This window comes from Novosphingobium naphthalenivorans NBRC 102051 (genome assembly GCF_001590985.1).
In the GTDB taxonomy this organism is placed as follows: Bacteria; Pseudomonadota; Alphaproteobacteria; order Sphingomonadales; family Sphingomonadaceae; genus Novosphingobium; species Novosphingobium naphthalenivorans.
On record NZ_BCTX01000003.1, the window covers coordinates 15,446 to 31,171 of the forward strand.

Annotated in this window: 16 protein-coding genes; 11 read left to right on the forward strand and 5 right to left on the reverse strand. The window is 65.2% G+C overall.

Going from position 1 to position 15,726, the window contains the following annotated elements; all coding sequences use genetic code 11:
• Positions 1–215 precede the first annotated feature (215 nt).
• The 8 genes from NN5_RS01670 to NN5_RS01705 all read left to right on the forward strand — a co-directional run bounded on the left by NN5_RS01670 (position 216) and on the right by NN5_RS01705 (position 10,648).
• Positions 216–1,373, forward strand: a complete 1,158-nt coding sequence (locus NN5_RS01670; RefSeq protein WP_067732321.1) for a cell wall hydrolase — start codon at positions 216–218, stop codon at positions 1,371–1,373.
• Positions 1,374–1,524: 151 nt separating this feature from the next.
• Positions 1,525–1,887, forward strand: coding sequence for a hypothetical protein (locus tag NN5_RS01675; RefSeq protein WP_067732322.1), 363 nt, complete (start codon positions 1,525–1,527; stop codon positions 1,885–1,887).
• Positions 1,888–2,311: 424 nt separating this feature from the next.
• Positions 2,312–3,274, forward strand: coding sequence for a malate dehydrogenase (gene mdh, locus NN5_RS01680; protein ID WP_067732323.1), 963 nt, complete (start codon positions 2,312–2,314; stop codon positions 3,272–3,274).
• Between the two features lie 120 nt (positions 3,275–3,394).
• On the forward strand, positions 3,395–4,285 hold the full coding sequence (gene sucD, locus NN5_RS01685; RefSeq protein ID WP_067732324.1) for a succinate--CoA ligase subunit alpha: 891 nt from the start codon (positions 3,395–3,397) through the stop codon (positions 4,283–4,285).
• A gap of 202 nt (positions 4,286–4,487) precedes the next feature.
• Positions 4,488–7,343 (forward strand): 2-oxoglutarate dehydrogenase E1 component, encoded by a 2,856-nt coding sequence (locus tag NN5_RS01690; protein WP_067732325.1) that lies wholly within the window; start codon positions 4,488–4,490, stop codon positions 7,341–7,343.
• A gap of 8 nt (positions 7,344–7,351) precedes the next feature.
• Positions 7,352–8,575, forward strand: a complete 1,224-nt coding sequence (gene odhB / locus NN5_RS01695; RefSeq protein ID WP_067732326.1) for a 2-oxoglutarate dehydrogenase complex dihydrolipoyllysine-residue succinyltransferase — start codon at positions 7,352–7,354, stop codon at positions 8,573–8,575.
• A 130-nt stretch (positions 8,576–8,705) separates the two neighbouring features.
• A complete protein-coding gene (lpdA, locus tag NN5_RS01700) occupies positions 8,706–10,103 on the forward strand; it encodes a dihydrolipoyl dehydrogenase (protein WP_067732327.1) in 1,398 nt (465 codons plus the stop codon).
• A gap of 122 nt (positions 10,104–10,225) precedes the next feature.
• Positions 10,226–10,648 (forward strand): VOC family protein, encoded by a 423-nt coding sequence (locus NN5_RS01705; protein ID WP_067732328.1) that lies wholly within the window; start codon positions 10,226–10,228, stop codon positions 10,646–10,648.
• Between the two features lies 1 nt (position 10,649).
• Here NN5_RS01705 and NN5_RS01710 read toward each other — a convergent pair whose 3' ends face one another.
• Positions 10,650–10,850 carry a DUF1737 domain-containing protein gene (locus NN5_RS01710; protein WP_067732329.1) on the reverse strand — a complete coding sequence of 67 codons (201 nt, stop codon included), beginning with the start codon at positions 10,848–10,850 and terminating at the stop codon, positions 10,650–10,652.
• A 182-nt stretch (positions 10,851–11,032) separates the two neighbouring features.
• On the opposite strand from NN5_RS01710, the gene NN5_RS01715 reads away from it, so the two are divergent.
• Positions 11,033–11,335: a GIY-YIG nuclease family protein gene (locus NN5_RS01715; protein WP_067732330.1), complete on the forward strand. Its 303-nt coding sequence runs from the start codon at positions 11,033–11,035 to the stop codon at positions 11,333–11,335.
• A gap of 142 nt (positions 11,336–11,477) precedes the next feature.
• On the opposite strand, the gene NN5_RS01720 is transcribed toward NN5_RS01715, so the two are convergent.
• The 4 genes from NN5_RS01720 to NN5_RS01735 form a co-directional block, all read right to left on the reverse strand.
• Entirely contained in the window at positions 11,478–11,870 is a 393-nt protein-coding gene (locus NN5_RS01720) for an ACT domain-containing protein (protein WP_067732331.1), read from the reverse strand.
• A 7-nt stretch (positions 11,871–11,877) separates the two neighbouring features.
• Entirely contained in the window at positions 11,878–13,179 is a 1,302-nt protein-coding gene (gene hslU / locus NN5_RS01725; RefSeq protein WP_067732332.1) for an ATP-dependent protease ATPase subunit HslU, read from the reverse strand.
• 135 nt (positions 13,180–13,314) lie between these two features.
• Positions 13,315–13,887 (reverse strand): ATP-dependent protease subunit HslV, encoded by a 573-nt coding sequence (gene hslV / locus NN5_RS01730; RefSeq protein WP_067732410.1) that lies wholly within the window; start codon positions 13,885–13,887, stop codon positions 13,315–13,317.
• Positions 13,888–13,942: 55 nt separating this feature from the next.
• Positions 13,943–14,443: an outer membrane protein assembly factor BamE gene (locus tag NN5_RS01735; protein ID WP_067732333.1), complete on the reverse strand. Its 501-nt coding sequence runs from the start codon at positions 14,441–14,443 to the stop codon at positions 13,943–13,945.
• Between the two features lie 222 nt (positions 14,444–14,665).
• On the opposite strand from NN5_RS01735, the gene NN5_RS01740 reads away from it, so the two are divergent.
• Both NN5_RS01740 and NN5_RS01745 read left to right on the forward strand, forming a co-directional pair.
• Positions 14,666–15,181, forward strand: coding sequence for a ubiquinol-cytochrome C chaperone family protein (locus tag NN5_RS01740; RefSeq protein ID WP_067732334.1), 516 nt, complete (start codon positions 14,666–14,668; stop codon positions 15,179–15,181).
• On the forward strand, positions 15,178–15,714 hold the full coding sequence (locus NN5_RS01745) for a YceD family protein (RefSeq protein WP_067732335.1): 537 nt from the start codon (positions 15,178–15,180) through the stop codon (positions 15,712–15,714). The genes NN5_RS01740 and NN5_RS01745 overlap by 4 nt, the downstream gene beginning before the upstream one ends.
• The last annotated feature ends 12 nt before the right edge of the window (positions 15,715–15,726 follow it).

Sequence of the window (15,726 nt, forward strand, 5' to 3'; positions counted from 1 at the left end):
TAGAGCGGCGTTACGGGCTTGGCAAGCACGAGCCGCGCCCCGTCCCCCCGCAATGGCACCAAAGCGAAATCTTAAGGCCTTTAAGCCTATCCCTGCCCCCTGTCCCGCCAAGGGACGGTGCGCAAAGCGCGGATGCACGGCCCGCCAAGCCGGGTTAGGCCCCAGATTAGGCCTATTGTACGCGTCTTTGCGCCTGCCGCCGCGAAAGGAACCGAGTGCCCGCAGCCGCCCTCTTCTCTGACCCGCTCTGGGCCGAATGGGAAGAAGCGCGCCCGCGCGATTTTGCCGCGCGGTTCGCTCGCCGCGCGCGCGGTGCCGGTCACAAGCCGTTGAAAATGCAGCGCCGCTGGACGCTGGGCGTCACCGCTCTCGCCGCCATCGCCCTGCCCGCCTTCGCCGCGCCGGACGAATGGAACCGGTTCCAGATCGCCGATGCGGTGGAACAGGACGGCACAGTCGCGCCGATGCCCTTCGAACAGGCGGGATCGAGCTTCCCCGGCTCGGCCTTCTATTATCTCGAAGCCGAACAATCGGTGCCGCAAGTGGGCGAAGGCATCCATTCGGATGCCGATGACTCCGTATCCGGCCCCTCGCTCGGCAAAGGGCCCAGTGCCCGGCCGCTCTATATCGACAATTCGGGTGTCGACCGCACCCGCGCGCTGCAATGCATGACCGCCGCGATCTATTACGAGGCCGCCAGCGAATCCGACGCCGGGCAGCGCGCGGTAGCGCAAGTGGTGCTCAACCGCGTCGCCCATCCCGCCTTTCCGAACACGGTCTGCGGCGTCGTCTATCAGGGGTCAGAGCGCCCCACCGGATGCCAGTTCTCCTTCACCTGCGACGGTTCGCTGGCGCGCCGCCCCTCGGCGCTGTTCTGGAACCGCGCCGAGACCATCGCGCGGCAGGCGCTGGCCGGTTACGTCTATGCGCCGGTCGGGCTGGCCACGCATTACCATACCGTTCAGGTCAGCCCCTACTGGGCGCCGAGCCTGCATTACCTCGGCACGATCGGCGAGCACCGCTTCTACAGCTTCAATGGCCCGGCCGGAAATCCGGCCACGTTCCGCTATGCCTATGCCGGAGGCGAGCCGGCCGCGCGGCCCGCCGCCCGCACCAACCTGGCCGAGCCGGACCCCGCGCTGGATCCGGTCACGCTGCAACGCGCCTTCGCCGCGGCGCAACCGCCCCAGCCAGCGGAGACACTCGCTGCCGCGCCGGCAGCCGTGCCGGCTCCGGCCGTGCCCAACTATACCCGCGACGTGCGCGAACGCGGCGGCGATGCGGTCTATCGCGCCCAGAGCCTTCCCGAAGCCCATGGCATAAAGCCGGAGTTCGCCAACTCCGGCCGCTGGATCGCACAACCCGGCAGCTAGAAACTTTAATGGTTTCCAGCGTGTTAGCATAAGTAAATGCCCGCATCATGGTGATGAACGGCTAAGCAACCAAAGCTTCTCACCAATGTTTAGCGCCTGCCTCGCTAAAACCGGTGTCCATGCAGCTGACACGATTCGAGGCCCCCTGAAAATGACGATCCGTTTTGCTGCTGCCTGGGGTGGAGCGACTCCGGTCATCATGCGGTCCCTGTGCCGCTCGGCTCCGCTCGGCGCGGTCAACGACAACTACCGTATGCTGACCGTGCGCCGGATCACGCAGCGCCCCGCCCGCGCGATCGCGCCGGTCGAAGGCCATGGCGAGATCCTGACGGCAGCGCTGCGCCATTTCGGCCGCTACGGCCTTGCCGCCGCCGCGAAAGCCCGCACCGAGGCCATCCTCGCCCATGCCTCCGGAGACACGGAAGGCCGCGACCACTGGCTCGCAATCTGCCGCCAGCTCGACCGGCGCATGGCCTCGTCCTGCGAGCTCAGCCTCCTCACCGAAGACGACTGAGCCACCGGGCCAGACGGCCCGCCCGACCTTCGCATGGCGGAGGAATCCAGCCCCGCCTCATAGCCGTTGCCCCCGCAAGCAGGGATGACGAGGAGCAACGGCGCAATCTTCAGATTGGGATAAGGCGTCCGGCCCCCGGCCGACTCGCCCGGCAGCGTCCGGAACGGGTGAAAACGGCCTGTCGGGAGCGAAAATCCGCGTGCCGGAACGCTTGACTTTCCGATTTTCCTCCGCATTATTGATACTGCGAACTGTTATCAATTAAATCTGCAGTTACAGCTTCAAAATGCATCGTTTAGCGGTTGCAATGCCTGCACGACGGGCGTAGGGCGCGCTCTGCAACACCGGCGCCTGCCTTTAGCGGGATGAAGCAGACCGCCTTGAAGTCCGTCAATCCCGCCACTGGGAAGGACACGATCGCATCATGGCTCGTAAGAAGATTGCCCTCATTGGCGCCGGCAACATCGGCGGCACCCTCGCGCACCTCGCCGCGCAGAAGGAACTGGGCGACATCGTCCTGTTCGACATCATGGACGGCGTCCCGCAGGGCAAGGCGCTCGATCTTTCGCAGTGCGGCCCGGTCGAAGGCTTCGACGCCAAGATCACCGGCACCAGCGACTATGCTGACATCGCAGGCGCAGACGTCGTCATCGTCACCGCCGGCGTTCCCCGCAAGCCGGGCATGAGCCGCGACGACCTGCTGGGCATCAACCTCAAGGTCATGAAGGCCGTCGGCGAAGGCATCAAGGCCAACTGCCCCGACGCGTTCGTGATCTGCATCACCAACCCGCTCGACGCGATGGTCTGGGCGCTGCGTGAATTCTCGGGCCTGCCCCACAACAAGGTCGTCGGCATGGCCGGCGTGCTCGACTCGGCCCGCTTCTCGACCTTCCTCGCCTGGGAATTCGGCGTCTCGGTGCGCGACGTGACTTCGTTCGTGCTCGGCGGCCACGGCGACACCATGGTGCCGGTGGTCGAATACTCGACCGTCAAGGGCATCCCCGTTCCCGACCTCATCAAGATGGGCAAGACCACCCAGGAGCGCATCGACGAGATCGTCAAGCGCACCGCCAACGGCGGCGGCGAAGTGGTCGCCCTGCTCAAGACCGGTTCGGCCTTCTATGCCCCGGCTGCTTCGGCGATCTCGATGGCCGAATCGTACCTCGGCGACCAGAAGCGCATCCTGCCCTGCGCCGCCTACCTCGACGGCCAGTATGGCGTTGACGGCCTCTACGTCGGCGTGCCGGTCATGATCGGCAAGGACGGCGTCGAGCAGATCATCGAAATCGAGCTGAACGAGACGGCCAAGGCCGGCCTGCAGGTCTCGATCGATGCGGTCAAGGAACTGCTGGTTGCCTGCAAGGGCATCGACAGCGACCTCGCCTGATTGCAGTTGGGTCCGCGATTCCGGCCTTGTTCACAAGGCTGGTATCGCGGAACCGAATAGCTACTTGATACCTCCCCGGCCCACAGCGGCTGCTTCCAGGCTCAGGAACAGGAAAAACCGATGTCCATCCTCGTAAACAAGAACACCAAGGTCATCACCCAGGGTATGACCGGCGCGACCGGCAGCTTCCACACGCAGGCCGCGCTCGATTACGGCACGCAGATGGTTGCGGGCGTGACCCCCGGCAAGGGCGGCACCGAGCACCTCGGCCTGCCCCAGTTCAACACCGTGCATGAAGCCAAGGCCGCGACCGGCGCCACCGCTTCGTGCGTCTATGTGCCGCCGGCAGGTGCCGCCGACGCCATTCTGGAAGCCATCGACGCCGAGATCGAACTGATCATCTGCATCACCGAAGGCATCCCCGTGCTCGACATGATCCCGGTGAAGCGCGCGCTGACCGGTTCGAAGTCGCGCCTGATCGGCCCGAACTGCCCCGGCGTCCTCACCCCGGACGAGTGCAAGATCGGCATCATGCCCGGCAACATCTTCTCCAAGGGTTCGGTCGGCGTCGTCTCGCGCTCGGGCACGCTCACCTATGAAGCCGTGTTCCAGACCACCAATGCAGGCCTCGGCCAGACCACCGCGGTCGGCATCGGCGGCGACCCGGTGAACGGCACCAACTTCATCGACGTGCTCGAACTGTTCCTGGCCGACGACGACACCAAGTCGATCATCATGATCGGCGAAATCGGCGGCTCGGCCGAAGAAGAAGCCGCGCAGTTCCTCAAGGACGAAGCCAAGCGTGGCCGCAAGAAGCCGATGGCCGGCTTCATCGCGGGCCGCACGGCACCTCCGGGACGCCGCATGGGCCACGCCGGTGCGATCGTCTCGGGCGGCCAGGGCGGCGCCGAAGACAAGATCGCGGCGATGGAAAGCGCGGGCATCCGCGTCAGCCCCTCGCCGTCGCTGCTCGGCGAGACGCTGCTCCAGGCGCTCAAGGAAACCGTCTGATTTCCTCCGGCCGGGGCGCGGATTGAGGGCACAGGCCCGATCCGCGTCCCGGGCGGACAATCACGGCGACAATAACGACAAGGCGTTCAAGCGCCGGAACACATCGTGGACTGCGGCTTTTCCTCCCAAGAAGCCGACAGCCCGAAACTAGATTGCTCGATGCGGCGGCTGCAATGGCGCCGGCGCGTGAAAGGTGCTTCCTATGGGCAACGAGAATATGGATTTCACGCCCGATATGGGTCTCGACGAACCGCCGCAAGCTGGCCCCAGCTGGCAACGTTCCAACTGGCCCCGTGTCGGTGCCGAGTTCGAGGACGACTGGACCCAGGGCCTCGACCCCACTGCCCTCAAGGCGCAGATCGAAAAGGCGGCCGCCAAGGGCGGCGCCAAAGTTGACCAGGCCCGCATAGACGAAGCCGCGGCGGATGCCATCCGCGCGATGATGCTGATCCGCACCTATCGCGTGCGCGGTCACCTCGCGGCGGACCTCGACCCGCTCGGCCTCAACCAGCGCCAGCTTCCGGCCGACATGACGCCGGAATACCACGGCTTTTCCGGTGCCGCGCAGGACCGTCCGGTCTATGTCGGCGGCAACCTCGGCCTCGAATGGACGACCATCCGCGAACTCGTGCAGATCCTGCGCGCGAACTACTGCGGCAAGGTCGGCCTCGAATACATGCACATCGCCGATGTCGAAGAGCGCCGCTTCCTGCAGGACCGCATGGAAGGCGCCGACAAGGAGATCGAGTTCACCGCCAACGGCAAGAAGGCGATCCTTCAGGCCGTCGTTCGCGGCGAGCAGTACGAGAAGTTCCTCGGCAAGAAGTACGTCGGCACCAAGCGCTTCGGCCTCGACGGCGGCGAATCGATGATTCCCGCGCTTGAGAGCGTGATCAAGTACGGCGGCCAGCTCGGCGTCCGCGAGATCGTCTATGGCATGGCCCACCGCGGCCGCCTCAACGTGCTCGCCAACGTGATGGCCAAGCCCTACAAGGTGATCTTCCACGAATTCTCGGGCGGCACCGCCAATCCTGAGGACGTGGGCGGCTCGGGCGACGTGAAGTATCACCTCGGCACGTCCACCGACCGCGAGTTCGACGGCATCAAGGTCCACATGAGCCTGATGCCCAACCCCAGCCACCTCGAAACCGTGAACCCGGTGGTGCTGGGCAAGGTCCGCGCCTACCAGACCATCCACGACGATATCGGCGACGACATCGGCCCGGGCGCCAAGCACAAGCAGGTGCTACCGGTGCTGATCCATGGCGACGCTGCCTTCGCCGGCCAGGGTGTAGTGTGGGAATGCTTCGGCCTTTCGGGCGTGGCCGGCTACAACACCGGCGGCTGCCTGCACTTCGTCATCAACAACCAGATCGGCTTCACCACCTCGCCGGCCTTCGCGCGCAACTCGCCCTACCCGACCGATGTCGCCAAGGGTGTCCAGGCGCCGATCCTGCACGTCAATGGTGATGATCCGGCGGCCGTGACGTTCGCCTGCAAGCTGGCGATCGACTACCGCCAGACCTTCGGCCGCGACGTCGTGATCGACATGTGGTGCTACCGCCGCTTCGGTCACAACGAAGGTGACGAGCCCAGCTTCACCCAGCCGCTGATGTACGCGCAGATCCGCAAGCATCCGGCCGTGAGCAAGATCTACGCCGAGCGCCTCAAGGCCGAAGGCGTGATCGACGACACCTTCCTGCCCGAGACCGAGGCTGCGTTCAACGAGCACCTCGAACAGGAATTCGAGGCGGCCAAGACCTACAAGTCGAACCACGCCGACTGGTTCAGCGGCCAGTGGAGCGGCTTCAACAAGCCGGCCGATCCCGAAACCGCGCGCCGCAACGTGCACACCGGGATCGAGGGCAAGCTGTTCGACAGCCTCGGCCGCGTGCTCACCACCGTTCCCGAGGATCTGACCGTCCACAAGACGCTCGGCCGCGTGATCGATGCCAAGCGCGAGATGTTCACCAGCGGCGAAGGCTTCGACTGGGCCACGGCCGAGGCACTCGCGTTCGGTTCGCTCTGCTCGGAAGGCTACAATGTTCGCCTGTCCGGCCAGGACTGCGAACGCGGCACCTTCTCGCAGCGCCACGCGGTCTGGGTCGACCAGACCAGCGAGCGCAAGTACACGCCGCTCAAGACGCTGCCGCACGGCCGCTTCGAAGTGCTGAACTCCACGCTGTCCGAATATGGCGTGCTCGGCTTCGAATACGGCTTCGCCAGCGCCGACCCCAAGACCATGGTCCTGTGGGAAGCGCAGTTCGGTGACTTCGCCAACGGCGCGCAGATCATCATCGACCAGTACGTGGCCGCATCCGAAGCCAAGTGGCTGCGCGCCAACGGCCTCGTCATGCTGCTGCCGCACGGGTACGAAGGCCAGGGCCCCGAGCACTCCTCGGCCCGCCTGGAACGCTTCCTGCAGCTTTGCGCGAGCGACAACATCCAGGTGTGCAACATCACCACGCCGTCGAACTACTTCCACGTGCTTCGCCGGCAGATGCACCGCCCGTTCCGCAAGCCGCTGATCATCATGACGCCCAAGTCGCTGCTGCGTCATCCGATGGCGAAATCGAGCACGGACGATTTCGTGGGCGAAGGCCACTTCTTCCGCATCCTCTCGGACCCCAAGCCCGCAGCGGACAAGGACACGAAGAAGGTCATCCTGTGCTCCGGCAAGGTCTTCTACGACCTCGTCGAAGCACGCGACCAGAACGAAATCGACGATACCCAGATCATCCGCCTCGAACAGCTCTACCCCTTCCCGGGCGAGCCGCTGGCCCTGCGCCTTTCGCGCATGGCCAACCTTGAGGAGATCGTCTGGTGCCAGGAAGAGCCGCGCAACAACGGCGCCTGGTTCTTCGTCGAATCGCTGATCGAGGAAGCCGCCAAGGAAGCCGGGGTGAAGGCCCCGCGTCCGCGCTATGCCGGCCGCAACGCTTCCGCCTCCCCGGCCACCGGCCTCGCCAAGCGCCACACTGCCGAACAGGCCGCGCTGGTCGCCGATGCACTCCACCTTTCCGTCCGTGACGAACTACGACGCAAGCAGAAGGCTTGAGATAAACCATGTCCACCGAAGTCAAGGTCCCCACGCTCGGAGAATCCGTCTCCGAGGCCACCATCGGGCAGTGGCTCAAGCAGCCCGGCGAAGCCGTCGCCGCTGACGAGCCCATTGCCAGCCTCGAGACCGACAAGGTCGCCATCGATGTCATGGCGCCCCACGCCGGCGTCATGGGCCAGCAGCTCGCCGCCGAAGGTGACACTGTCACTGTCGGCGCGCTGATCGCCACCATCGAGGAAGGCACCGGAGCCGCCGCGGCTCCCAAGGCCGCTGCCCCCAAGGCGGAAGCGCCCGCGCCGGCTGCTGCCGCTCCGGCCCCCGCCCCGGCCGCCACGGAAGCGCCTGCAGGCGCCGCCGTGCTCTCGCCCGCGGTGCGCCGCGCGGTGCTGGAATACGGCATCGATCCCGCGACCATCACGGGCACCGGCAAGGACGGCCGCATCACCAAGGATGACGTGATCGCCGCCGCCAAGAACAAGCCGGCCTCGGCGCCCGCCGCTGCCGCGCCTGCCGCTGCTGCGGCCTCGGCCCGCAACGAAGAGCGCGTGAAGATGACGCGCCTGCGCCAGACGATCGCCAAGCGCCTCAAGTCCGCGCAGGACAACGCCGCCCTCCTCACCACCTTCAACGACGTCGACATGTCGGCCGTCATCGAAGCGCGTGAGAAGTACAAGGACGTCTTCGCCAAGAAGCACGGCATCAAGCTCGGCTTCATGTCCTTCTTCGCCAAGGCTTCGGTCCTCGCGCTCAAGGACATCCCGGCGGTCAATGCCCAGATCGACGGCGACGAGATCGTCTATCACGACTACGTCGATATCTCGATCGCGGTCTCGGCCCCGAACGGCCTCGTCGTGCCGGTGGTGAAGGACTGCGACAAGCTGGGCTTCGCCGGCATCGAGAAGGCCATTGCCGACTTTGGCAAGAAGGCCAAGGAAGGCACGCTGACCATGGCCGACATGGCCGGCGGCACTTTCACGATCTCCAACGGCGGCGTGTTCGGCGGCCTGATGTCGACCCCGATCATCAACCCGCCGCAGTCGGCCGTGCTCGGCCTGCACCGCATCGAGGACCGTCCGGTCGTGCGTAATGGCGAGATCGTCATCCGCCCGATGATGTACATCGCCCTCTCCTACGACCACCGCATCATCGATGGCCGCGAGGCGGTGACCGCGCTCAAGACCATCAAGGAAGCGATCGAGGATCCCACGCGTCTGCTGATCGATCTCTGACGTCCCCATGCCGCGCGGCATCCTTCGACAAGCTCTCAGATGAGCGGACGCTGCGCGGTATTCTTTTGAAGTAAGCACTATTCCCGCTCAGGCTGAGCTTGTCGAAGCCCAGGCGCGACGGAGGCCTAAAATGGCTGATTACGATTACGACGTCCTTGTCATCGGTGCCGGCCCCGGCGGTTATGTCGGCGCGATCCGCGCTGCGCAGCTGGGCCTGAAGACGGCCTGCGCCGAAGGGCGCGAGACGCTGGGCGGCACTTGCCTCAACGTGGGCTGCATTCCCAGCAAGGCCCTGCTCCACGCTTCGGAATACTTCGAAGCGGCCAAGGGCGGCGCGATGGCCAAGATGGGCATCAAGGTCACGCCCGAACTCGACCTCGACACCATGCAGGGCCAGCGCAAGGACGCGGTGAAGGGCCTGACCGGCGGCATCGAGTTCCTGTTCAAGAAGAACAAGGTCGACTGGCTGAAGGGCTATGCCCAGTTCAAGGATGCCCACACCGTCGAAGTGGCGGGCAAGACCTACACCGCCAAGAACATCGTGATTGCCACTGGCTCTTCCGTCACCCCGCTCCCCGGCGTCGAGATCGACAATGCCAAGGGCGTTGTGGTCGACAGCACCGGCGCGCTGGAACTGTCCTCCGTGCCCAAGAAGATGGTCGTCATCGGCGGCGGCGTGATCGGTCTGGAACTCGGCTCGGTCTGGCGCCGTCTGGGTGCGGAAGTCACGGTCGTCGAATTCCTTGACCAGCTCCTGCCCGGCATGGACATGGACGTGCGCAAGGAAGCCTCCAAGATCTTCAAGAAGCAGGGCATGACGCTCAAGCTTTCGACCAAGGTCACGGGCGTCGAAGTGAAGGGCAAGAAGGCCAAGGTCTCGGTCGAACCCGCTGCTGGCGGCGATACCGAAACGCTGGAAGCCGATGTCGTGCTCGTCGCGATCGGCCGCCGCCCCAATGTCGAAGGCCTCGGCCTCGACAAGATCGGCCTTGAACGCAACGCACGCGGCCAGATCGAAACCGACCATGACTTCGCCACCAAGGTGGACGGCGTCTGGGCCATCGGCGACGTGATCCCCGGCCCGATGCTCGCCCACAAGGCCGAGGACGAAGGCCTGGCCGTGGCCGAGAACATCGCTGGCCTCACCGGCATCGTGAACCACGACGTGATCCCGGGCGTGGTCTATACCCAGCCCGAAATCGCCGGCGTGGGCCTGACCGAGGAAGCCGCCAAGGAACGCGGTGCAGTGAAGGTCGGCAAGTTCCCGATGCTCGCCAACAGCCGCGCCAAGACCAACCACGAGCCCGACGGCTTCGTGAAGGTGATCGCGGACGCTGAAACCGACCGCGTGCTCGGCGTATGGTGCATCGCCTCGGTCGCGGGCACGATGATCGCCCAGGCCGCCCAGGCCATGGAATTCGGCGCCACCAGCGAAGACATCGCCTACACCTGCCACGCTCACCCGACGCACTCCGAGGCGATCAAGGAAGCGGCGATGGCGGTGACCGGCAAGCCGATCCATATCTGATCGGCTTCACGCCAACGCACACGAAAAGGCTGGCCTTGCACCTGCAACGCCAGCCTTTTTCATAGCGGCGAGGCTATGAACGCGGCTCGCCATGCGCCGGTTTACCGGTTATTCCCCGCACCATGACCCTGCGCCCCTTCCACCTCGCCTTCCCCGTCCACGACCTCGACGCCGCACGCGCGTTCTGGGGCGGGCTGATGGGCTGCGCGGAAGGGCGCAGCAGCGACCACTGGGTAGATTTCGATTTCTGCGGCCACCAGATCGTCGCGCATCTGGTGCCCGGCATGACAGGCGCCGATGCTGCCACCAACCCGGTCGATGGCCATGGCGTCCCGGTGCCGCATTTCGGCCTCGTGCTGGACATGGCCGACTGGCAGGCGCTGGCCGAGCGGCTCAAGGCCGCCGGGGTCGAATTCGGGATCGAACCCTATATCCGCTTCAAGGGCCAGCCGGGCGAACAGGCCACGATGTTCTTTCGTGACCCGTCGGGCAATGCCATCGAGATGAAAGCCTTCGCGGACCTGGGTCAGCTTTTCGCGAAGTAGCTCACTTCACCACGTCGGCTTCGTGCCACACCACCGCCTGCGCGGCCTTCATGCAGTTCTCGGCCGTATCCCAGCTGATCGTCGGCGAGCCATAGAGCCGCCAGCCCTGCGCCAGCGCCTCCGAGACGCGGTCACAAAAGGCGCGGTCATCCTGACCGGTGAGCAAGCGGTAGATCGGGCGGTCTTCGGGAGTCTTGTACATGGCAATCCTCTACATCTGTTGTTTTGTCATTGCGAGCAAAGCGAAGCAATTGAGTGTAGTTCTACACCGCTCTGGATTGCCGCGCGACCTACGGCCGCTCGCAATGACGAAGAAAAGGAGATGACCAAAGTTTAATGCCCTTCATCGTTGCGAGGAGCTCGGCAACAAAGCAATCCAGGGCGATGCGGCGCGATTTTCAACCGGCTGTCTACATCATGGCCAGCGAACGCAACGGAACTCTGTACGTTGGCGTCACCTCATGGTTGCCCAAGCGCGCATGGGAACACCGCGAAAGCATGATCGGCGGGTTCACCAAACGCTATGATTGCAAACTGCTGGTGTGGTTCGAACTGCACGCGACAATGGAATATGCGATCGCGCGCGAAAAGCAGATCAAGGGTGGATCGCGAAAAAAGAAGCTGGCCCTGATCGAGGCCGCCAATCCGCAGTGGCGGGACTTGTTCGAGGAAATCTGCCTGCCCTGAACACCCCTCTCTTCGTCATTGCGAGGAGGCGAAGCCGACGAAGCAATCCAGTGCCGGCGCAAACCGCCCTGGATTGCTTCGCCTACGGCTCGCAATAACGAAGCGGAAGAAGAGTATCATCAGCGGTGATGGAACGGCGCCCCTACGCGCCCTCACATTGCAAGCGCCTCAGGATCGCCAGTGCCCGCTCCCCGTCGCCCTCGGGCACGAACACGTGATCGTGGTGATAGGCCGCCACCATGTTGCAGGGGATGCCTGCCTCTGCGAGCGCGCCCGAAACCGCGGCCGTCAGGCCGGTCCCGTCCAGCGCCGAGTGCACTTCCAGCACGATCCGCGCCATCGGCAGCGAGACGTCGTGGCCCGCCTCCCGCGCGGTATCGAGGGGGAGGATCTGGCTCAGCCCCTCCTCCTCGCGGAACGTGGCAAGCGCATCCGCCTGTAGCGGGCCGCCGGTGCAGAAGACCCAGGGCTGCGGATCGGGGCGGGGATTCATCCCCGCGATCATCGCCTCGCGTCCCTTTACCGGCCCGCCCATCGCCGGCTCAGAGAATGTACTTCGAAAGGTCCGCGTTGCCCGCGAGGCCTTCCAGCTTCTCGCGCACATAGGCCTCGTCGACCGTCACTGTCTCGCCCGCGCGGTCCTCGGCTTCGAAGCTGAGTTCCTCCAGCAGCTTTTCCATGACCGTCTGCAGGCGGCGGGCGCCGATGTTCTCGACCGTCTCGTTCACTTGCGCGGCGATCTTCGCCACTTCGCCGATGGCGTCGGCCGTGACGTCAATCGTCACGTTCTCGGTGGCCAGCAGCGCGCGGTACTGTTCGACGAGGTTCGCGCGCGTCTCGCTGAGGATGCGCACGAAGTCCGCCTCGGTCAGCGCCTTCAGTTCCACGCGGATCGGCAGGCGGCCCTGCAGTTCGGGCAGCATGTCGCTCGGCTTGGCGACATGGAACGCGCCCGAGGCGATGAACAGCACGTGGTCGGTCTTCATCGGGCCGTACTTGGTGGCAACCGTGGTGCCCTCGATCAGCGGCAGGAGATCGCGCTGCACACCCTCGCGGCTAACCGAGCCGCCGCGCACGTCGGACACGGCGATCTTGTCGATCTCGTCGAGGAAGACGATGCCGTTGGTCTCGGCATTGGCCAGCGCCGAGCGGGCCACATCGTCCTGATCCATGCGCTTTTCGGACTCCTCGTCGACCAGCTTGTCCCAGGCATCGGGCACCCGCATCTTGCGGCGCTTCAGCTTCTGGTTGCCGAACGCCTTGCCCATGATGTCCGACAAGTTGATCATGCCGACCGAGCCGCCCATGCCGGGGATCTCCATCGGCGCATTGGGCGTGTCTTCCACTTCGATCTCGACTTCGGTGTCGTTCATCGCGTTTTCGGTGATGCGCTGGTGGAACGCGGCACGGGTCGCTTCCGAGGCGCCTTCACCGACGAGCGCATTCAGCAGGCGGTCCATCGCCGCCTTGCTGGCCGCCTCGCGAACGCTCTCGCGGCGGCGGTCCTTTTCGAGCCGGATCGCTTCCTCGACCAGGTCGCGGGCGATCTGCTCGACGTCGCGGCCGACATAGCCGACTTCGGTGAACTTGGTGGCTTCCACCTTCACGAAAGGCGCGTCGGCCAGCTTCGCCAGGCGGCGGCTGATCTCGGTCTTGCCGCAGCCCGTGGGGCCGATCATCAGGATGTTCTTCGGCGTCACCTCGTCGCGCAGGTCGAGCGGCAGACGTTGACGGCGCCAGCGATTGCGCAGCGCGACGGCCACGGCCTTCTTGGCCTCGCTCTGGCCGACGATGTGCTCGTCGAGCGCGCGGACAATGGCTTTGGGGGTGAGATTGTCGTTCATTCTTTCCTCGAACCTCTCTCCCCTTCAGGGGAGAGATACGGAGACTTGGCTGCGCAGCGGGCTAGTCGGAGTTGAGAGGGGATTGGCCACGCACGCCCCCTCTCCCAACCCTCTCCCCTGAAGGGGAGAGGGCTATTATACCGTTTCCACCGTCACGCGGTCGTTGGTGAAGACGCAAATATCGGCGGCGACCTGCATGGCCTTGCGCGCCATCTGCTCGGCGTCGTCCTCATAGGCATCGAGCGCGCGGGCAGCGGCAAGCGCATAGTTGCCGCCCGAGCCGATCGCGGCGATCTGCGACTGCGGGCCGCCTTCGGGCTCCAGCACATCGCCGTTGCCGGTCAGCACCAGCAGCGTTTCCGCATCGGCCACGATCATCAGCGCTTCGAGGTTGCGCAGATACTTGTCGGTGCGCCAGTCCTTGGCGAGTTCGACCGCGGCGCGCATGAGCTGGCCGCGATACTGCTCCAGCTTGCGCTCCAGCCGTTCAAACAGAGTGAAGGCATCGGCCGTGGCGCCGGCAAAACCGGCAATGACCTTTCCGCCCTCGCCGATCCGCCGCACCTTGCGCGCGTTCGGCTTCATCACGGTGTTGCCCATGGAGACCTGACCGTCACCGGCGATGACGGTCTTGCCGCCTTTCTTCACGCCGATGATGGTCGTACCGTGCCACTGGATCAGGCCGTGGCTCGCCCCGTCATTATGCATGGGCAGCATATATGCCGCCCCGGGCGAGGTTCAAGCCACCGCGCCGCCTGCGAAATCAGCTTCCGTTCGGACCGGGGCCAGTGTTGCTGCCTCCCGCACCGCTGCCCATGCCGGCAGCACCGACCGCGCCGATATTGCCGAACAGATCTTCCAGCAGCGAGCGGTGGCGGCCCAGCGTCTGCGTCTTGTCGCCTTCGGGGCTGATGCGCGCGACCTGCTCCATGCCGCGCTTGTCGACCGCGGTGACATTGCCCGCCGCATCGAAGCGCACGCGCAGGATCGTCTCTTCCGCCGTGCGCGGACGGCCGAACGGCGGCGTCTTCACGATCTGCGAGACGTAGTAGTAATCCTTCTGGCCGAACTGGCTGACGAACGTCGGGCGGCCAAGCGTCTTTTCCACCGAAAGCCGGTTGTCGATGCCCGGCTGGACCGAATCGAGCAGGGTCTGGTCGATCAGGTAGCCGCGGTGATCGCGGATCGACGTGCAGCCGCTGGCCAGCGCGGAAAGCGCCAGAACCAAGCCTGCCGTCCTGATCTTGAGACCAACCTTGCGCATTCTCATACTCCAAACCCGGCGGATATCGCCGCCGCCCCATCGAAGCTTCGACGAAGGCATTGCAGCCGGTATCCTAGCCCTATATCGCCCATGGCCTTAAGGCCCCGGAAGCGCCCGCGCAATGGGCGTTGGCCCGGATCGATTGAATTGCCGCTGAACGAAAGGCTTCACCCCCGTGATTTCCAGCCCTGTGATTTCAGGCCCCGTGATTTCGAGGTTCCCGTGTCCCTGATCTCCCGAATCCTCGGCAAACGTCCTGCTTCGCGCGAAGCGGTGCGCCCGCTGTGGCACCGCGTGGTCGAAATCGCGCGCGAGAAACCCTGGTATGCCGAGTGCGGCGTGGCCGACACCGTGGCGGGACGCTTCGATGCGATCACGCTGGTGCTGGCGCTGGTGATGCTGCGCATGGAAGACCATGACGCGCTGATCGAGCCCTCGGCGCGGCTGACCGAACTCTTCGTGGAGGACATGGACGGGCAGCTGCGCCAGTCGGGCGTGGGCGACCTTGTCGTCGGCAAGCACATCGGCAAGCTGATGAGCGTCATGGGCGGCCGGATCGGCGCTCTGAAGGAGGCGCTGCCGCAGGACGATGCCGCGCTGACCGCCGCGCTCCAGCGCAACGTGACGCTGATCGAAGGCGCCGACATGGCCCGCCTTGCCGCCGAAGTGCGGCGCCTCCACGCCCAGATCGGCGCGCTTTCGGACGAGGATCTGCTGGCTGCGAGGATCGCGCGATGACGGCGCCGGAAAACGCCGGAGCCGAATTTTCCCGCCTGCTCGACGTGCGGCAGGTGGAAGGCAAGGCCGCGCACCTCGAAGCCAACGAAGCCGAACGCAAGGCGCTGGCCAAACGCTTTGCTCTCGTGCGGGTGGACAGCCTCTCCGCCGATCTCGAACTGCACCGCAGCGACGAGCGCACCGTGGAAGCGCGCGGGCGCCTGAAAGCGCACTTCGTGCAGCCCTGCGCCGTCTCGGGCGAGGACCTGCCCGTCTCGGTCGACGAGCCGCTGTTCTTCCGCTTCGTGCCGGAAATGACCGGCTACCAGCCGGATGAGGAAATCGAACTCACCGCCGACGATTGCGACGAGATCGAATATACCGGCAGCCACTTCGACCTGGGCGAAGCCGTGGCGCAGAGCCTGGGCCTCGCGATTGATCCCTACCTCACCGGCCCTGAGGCCGATGCCGCGCGCAAGGCTGCCGGGATCGGTACGCCCGAGGATCAGGGGCCGTTCGCGGCACTCAAGGGGTTGAAGCTGGGGAAGGAGTAGGCCTCCCCGGCC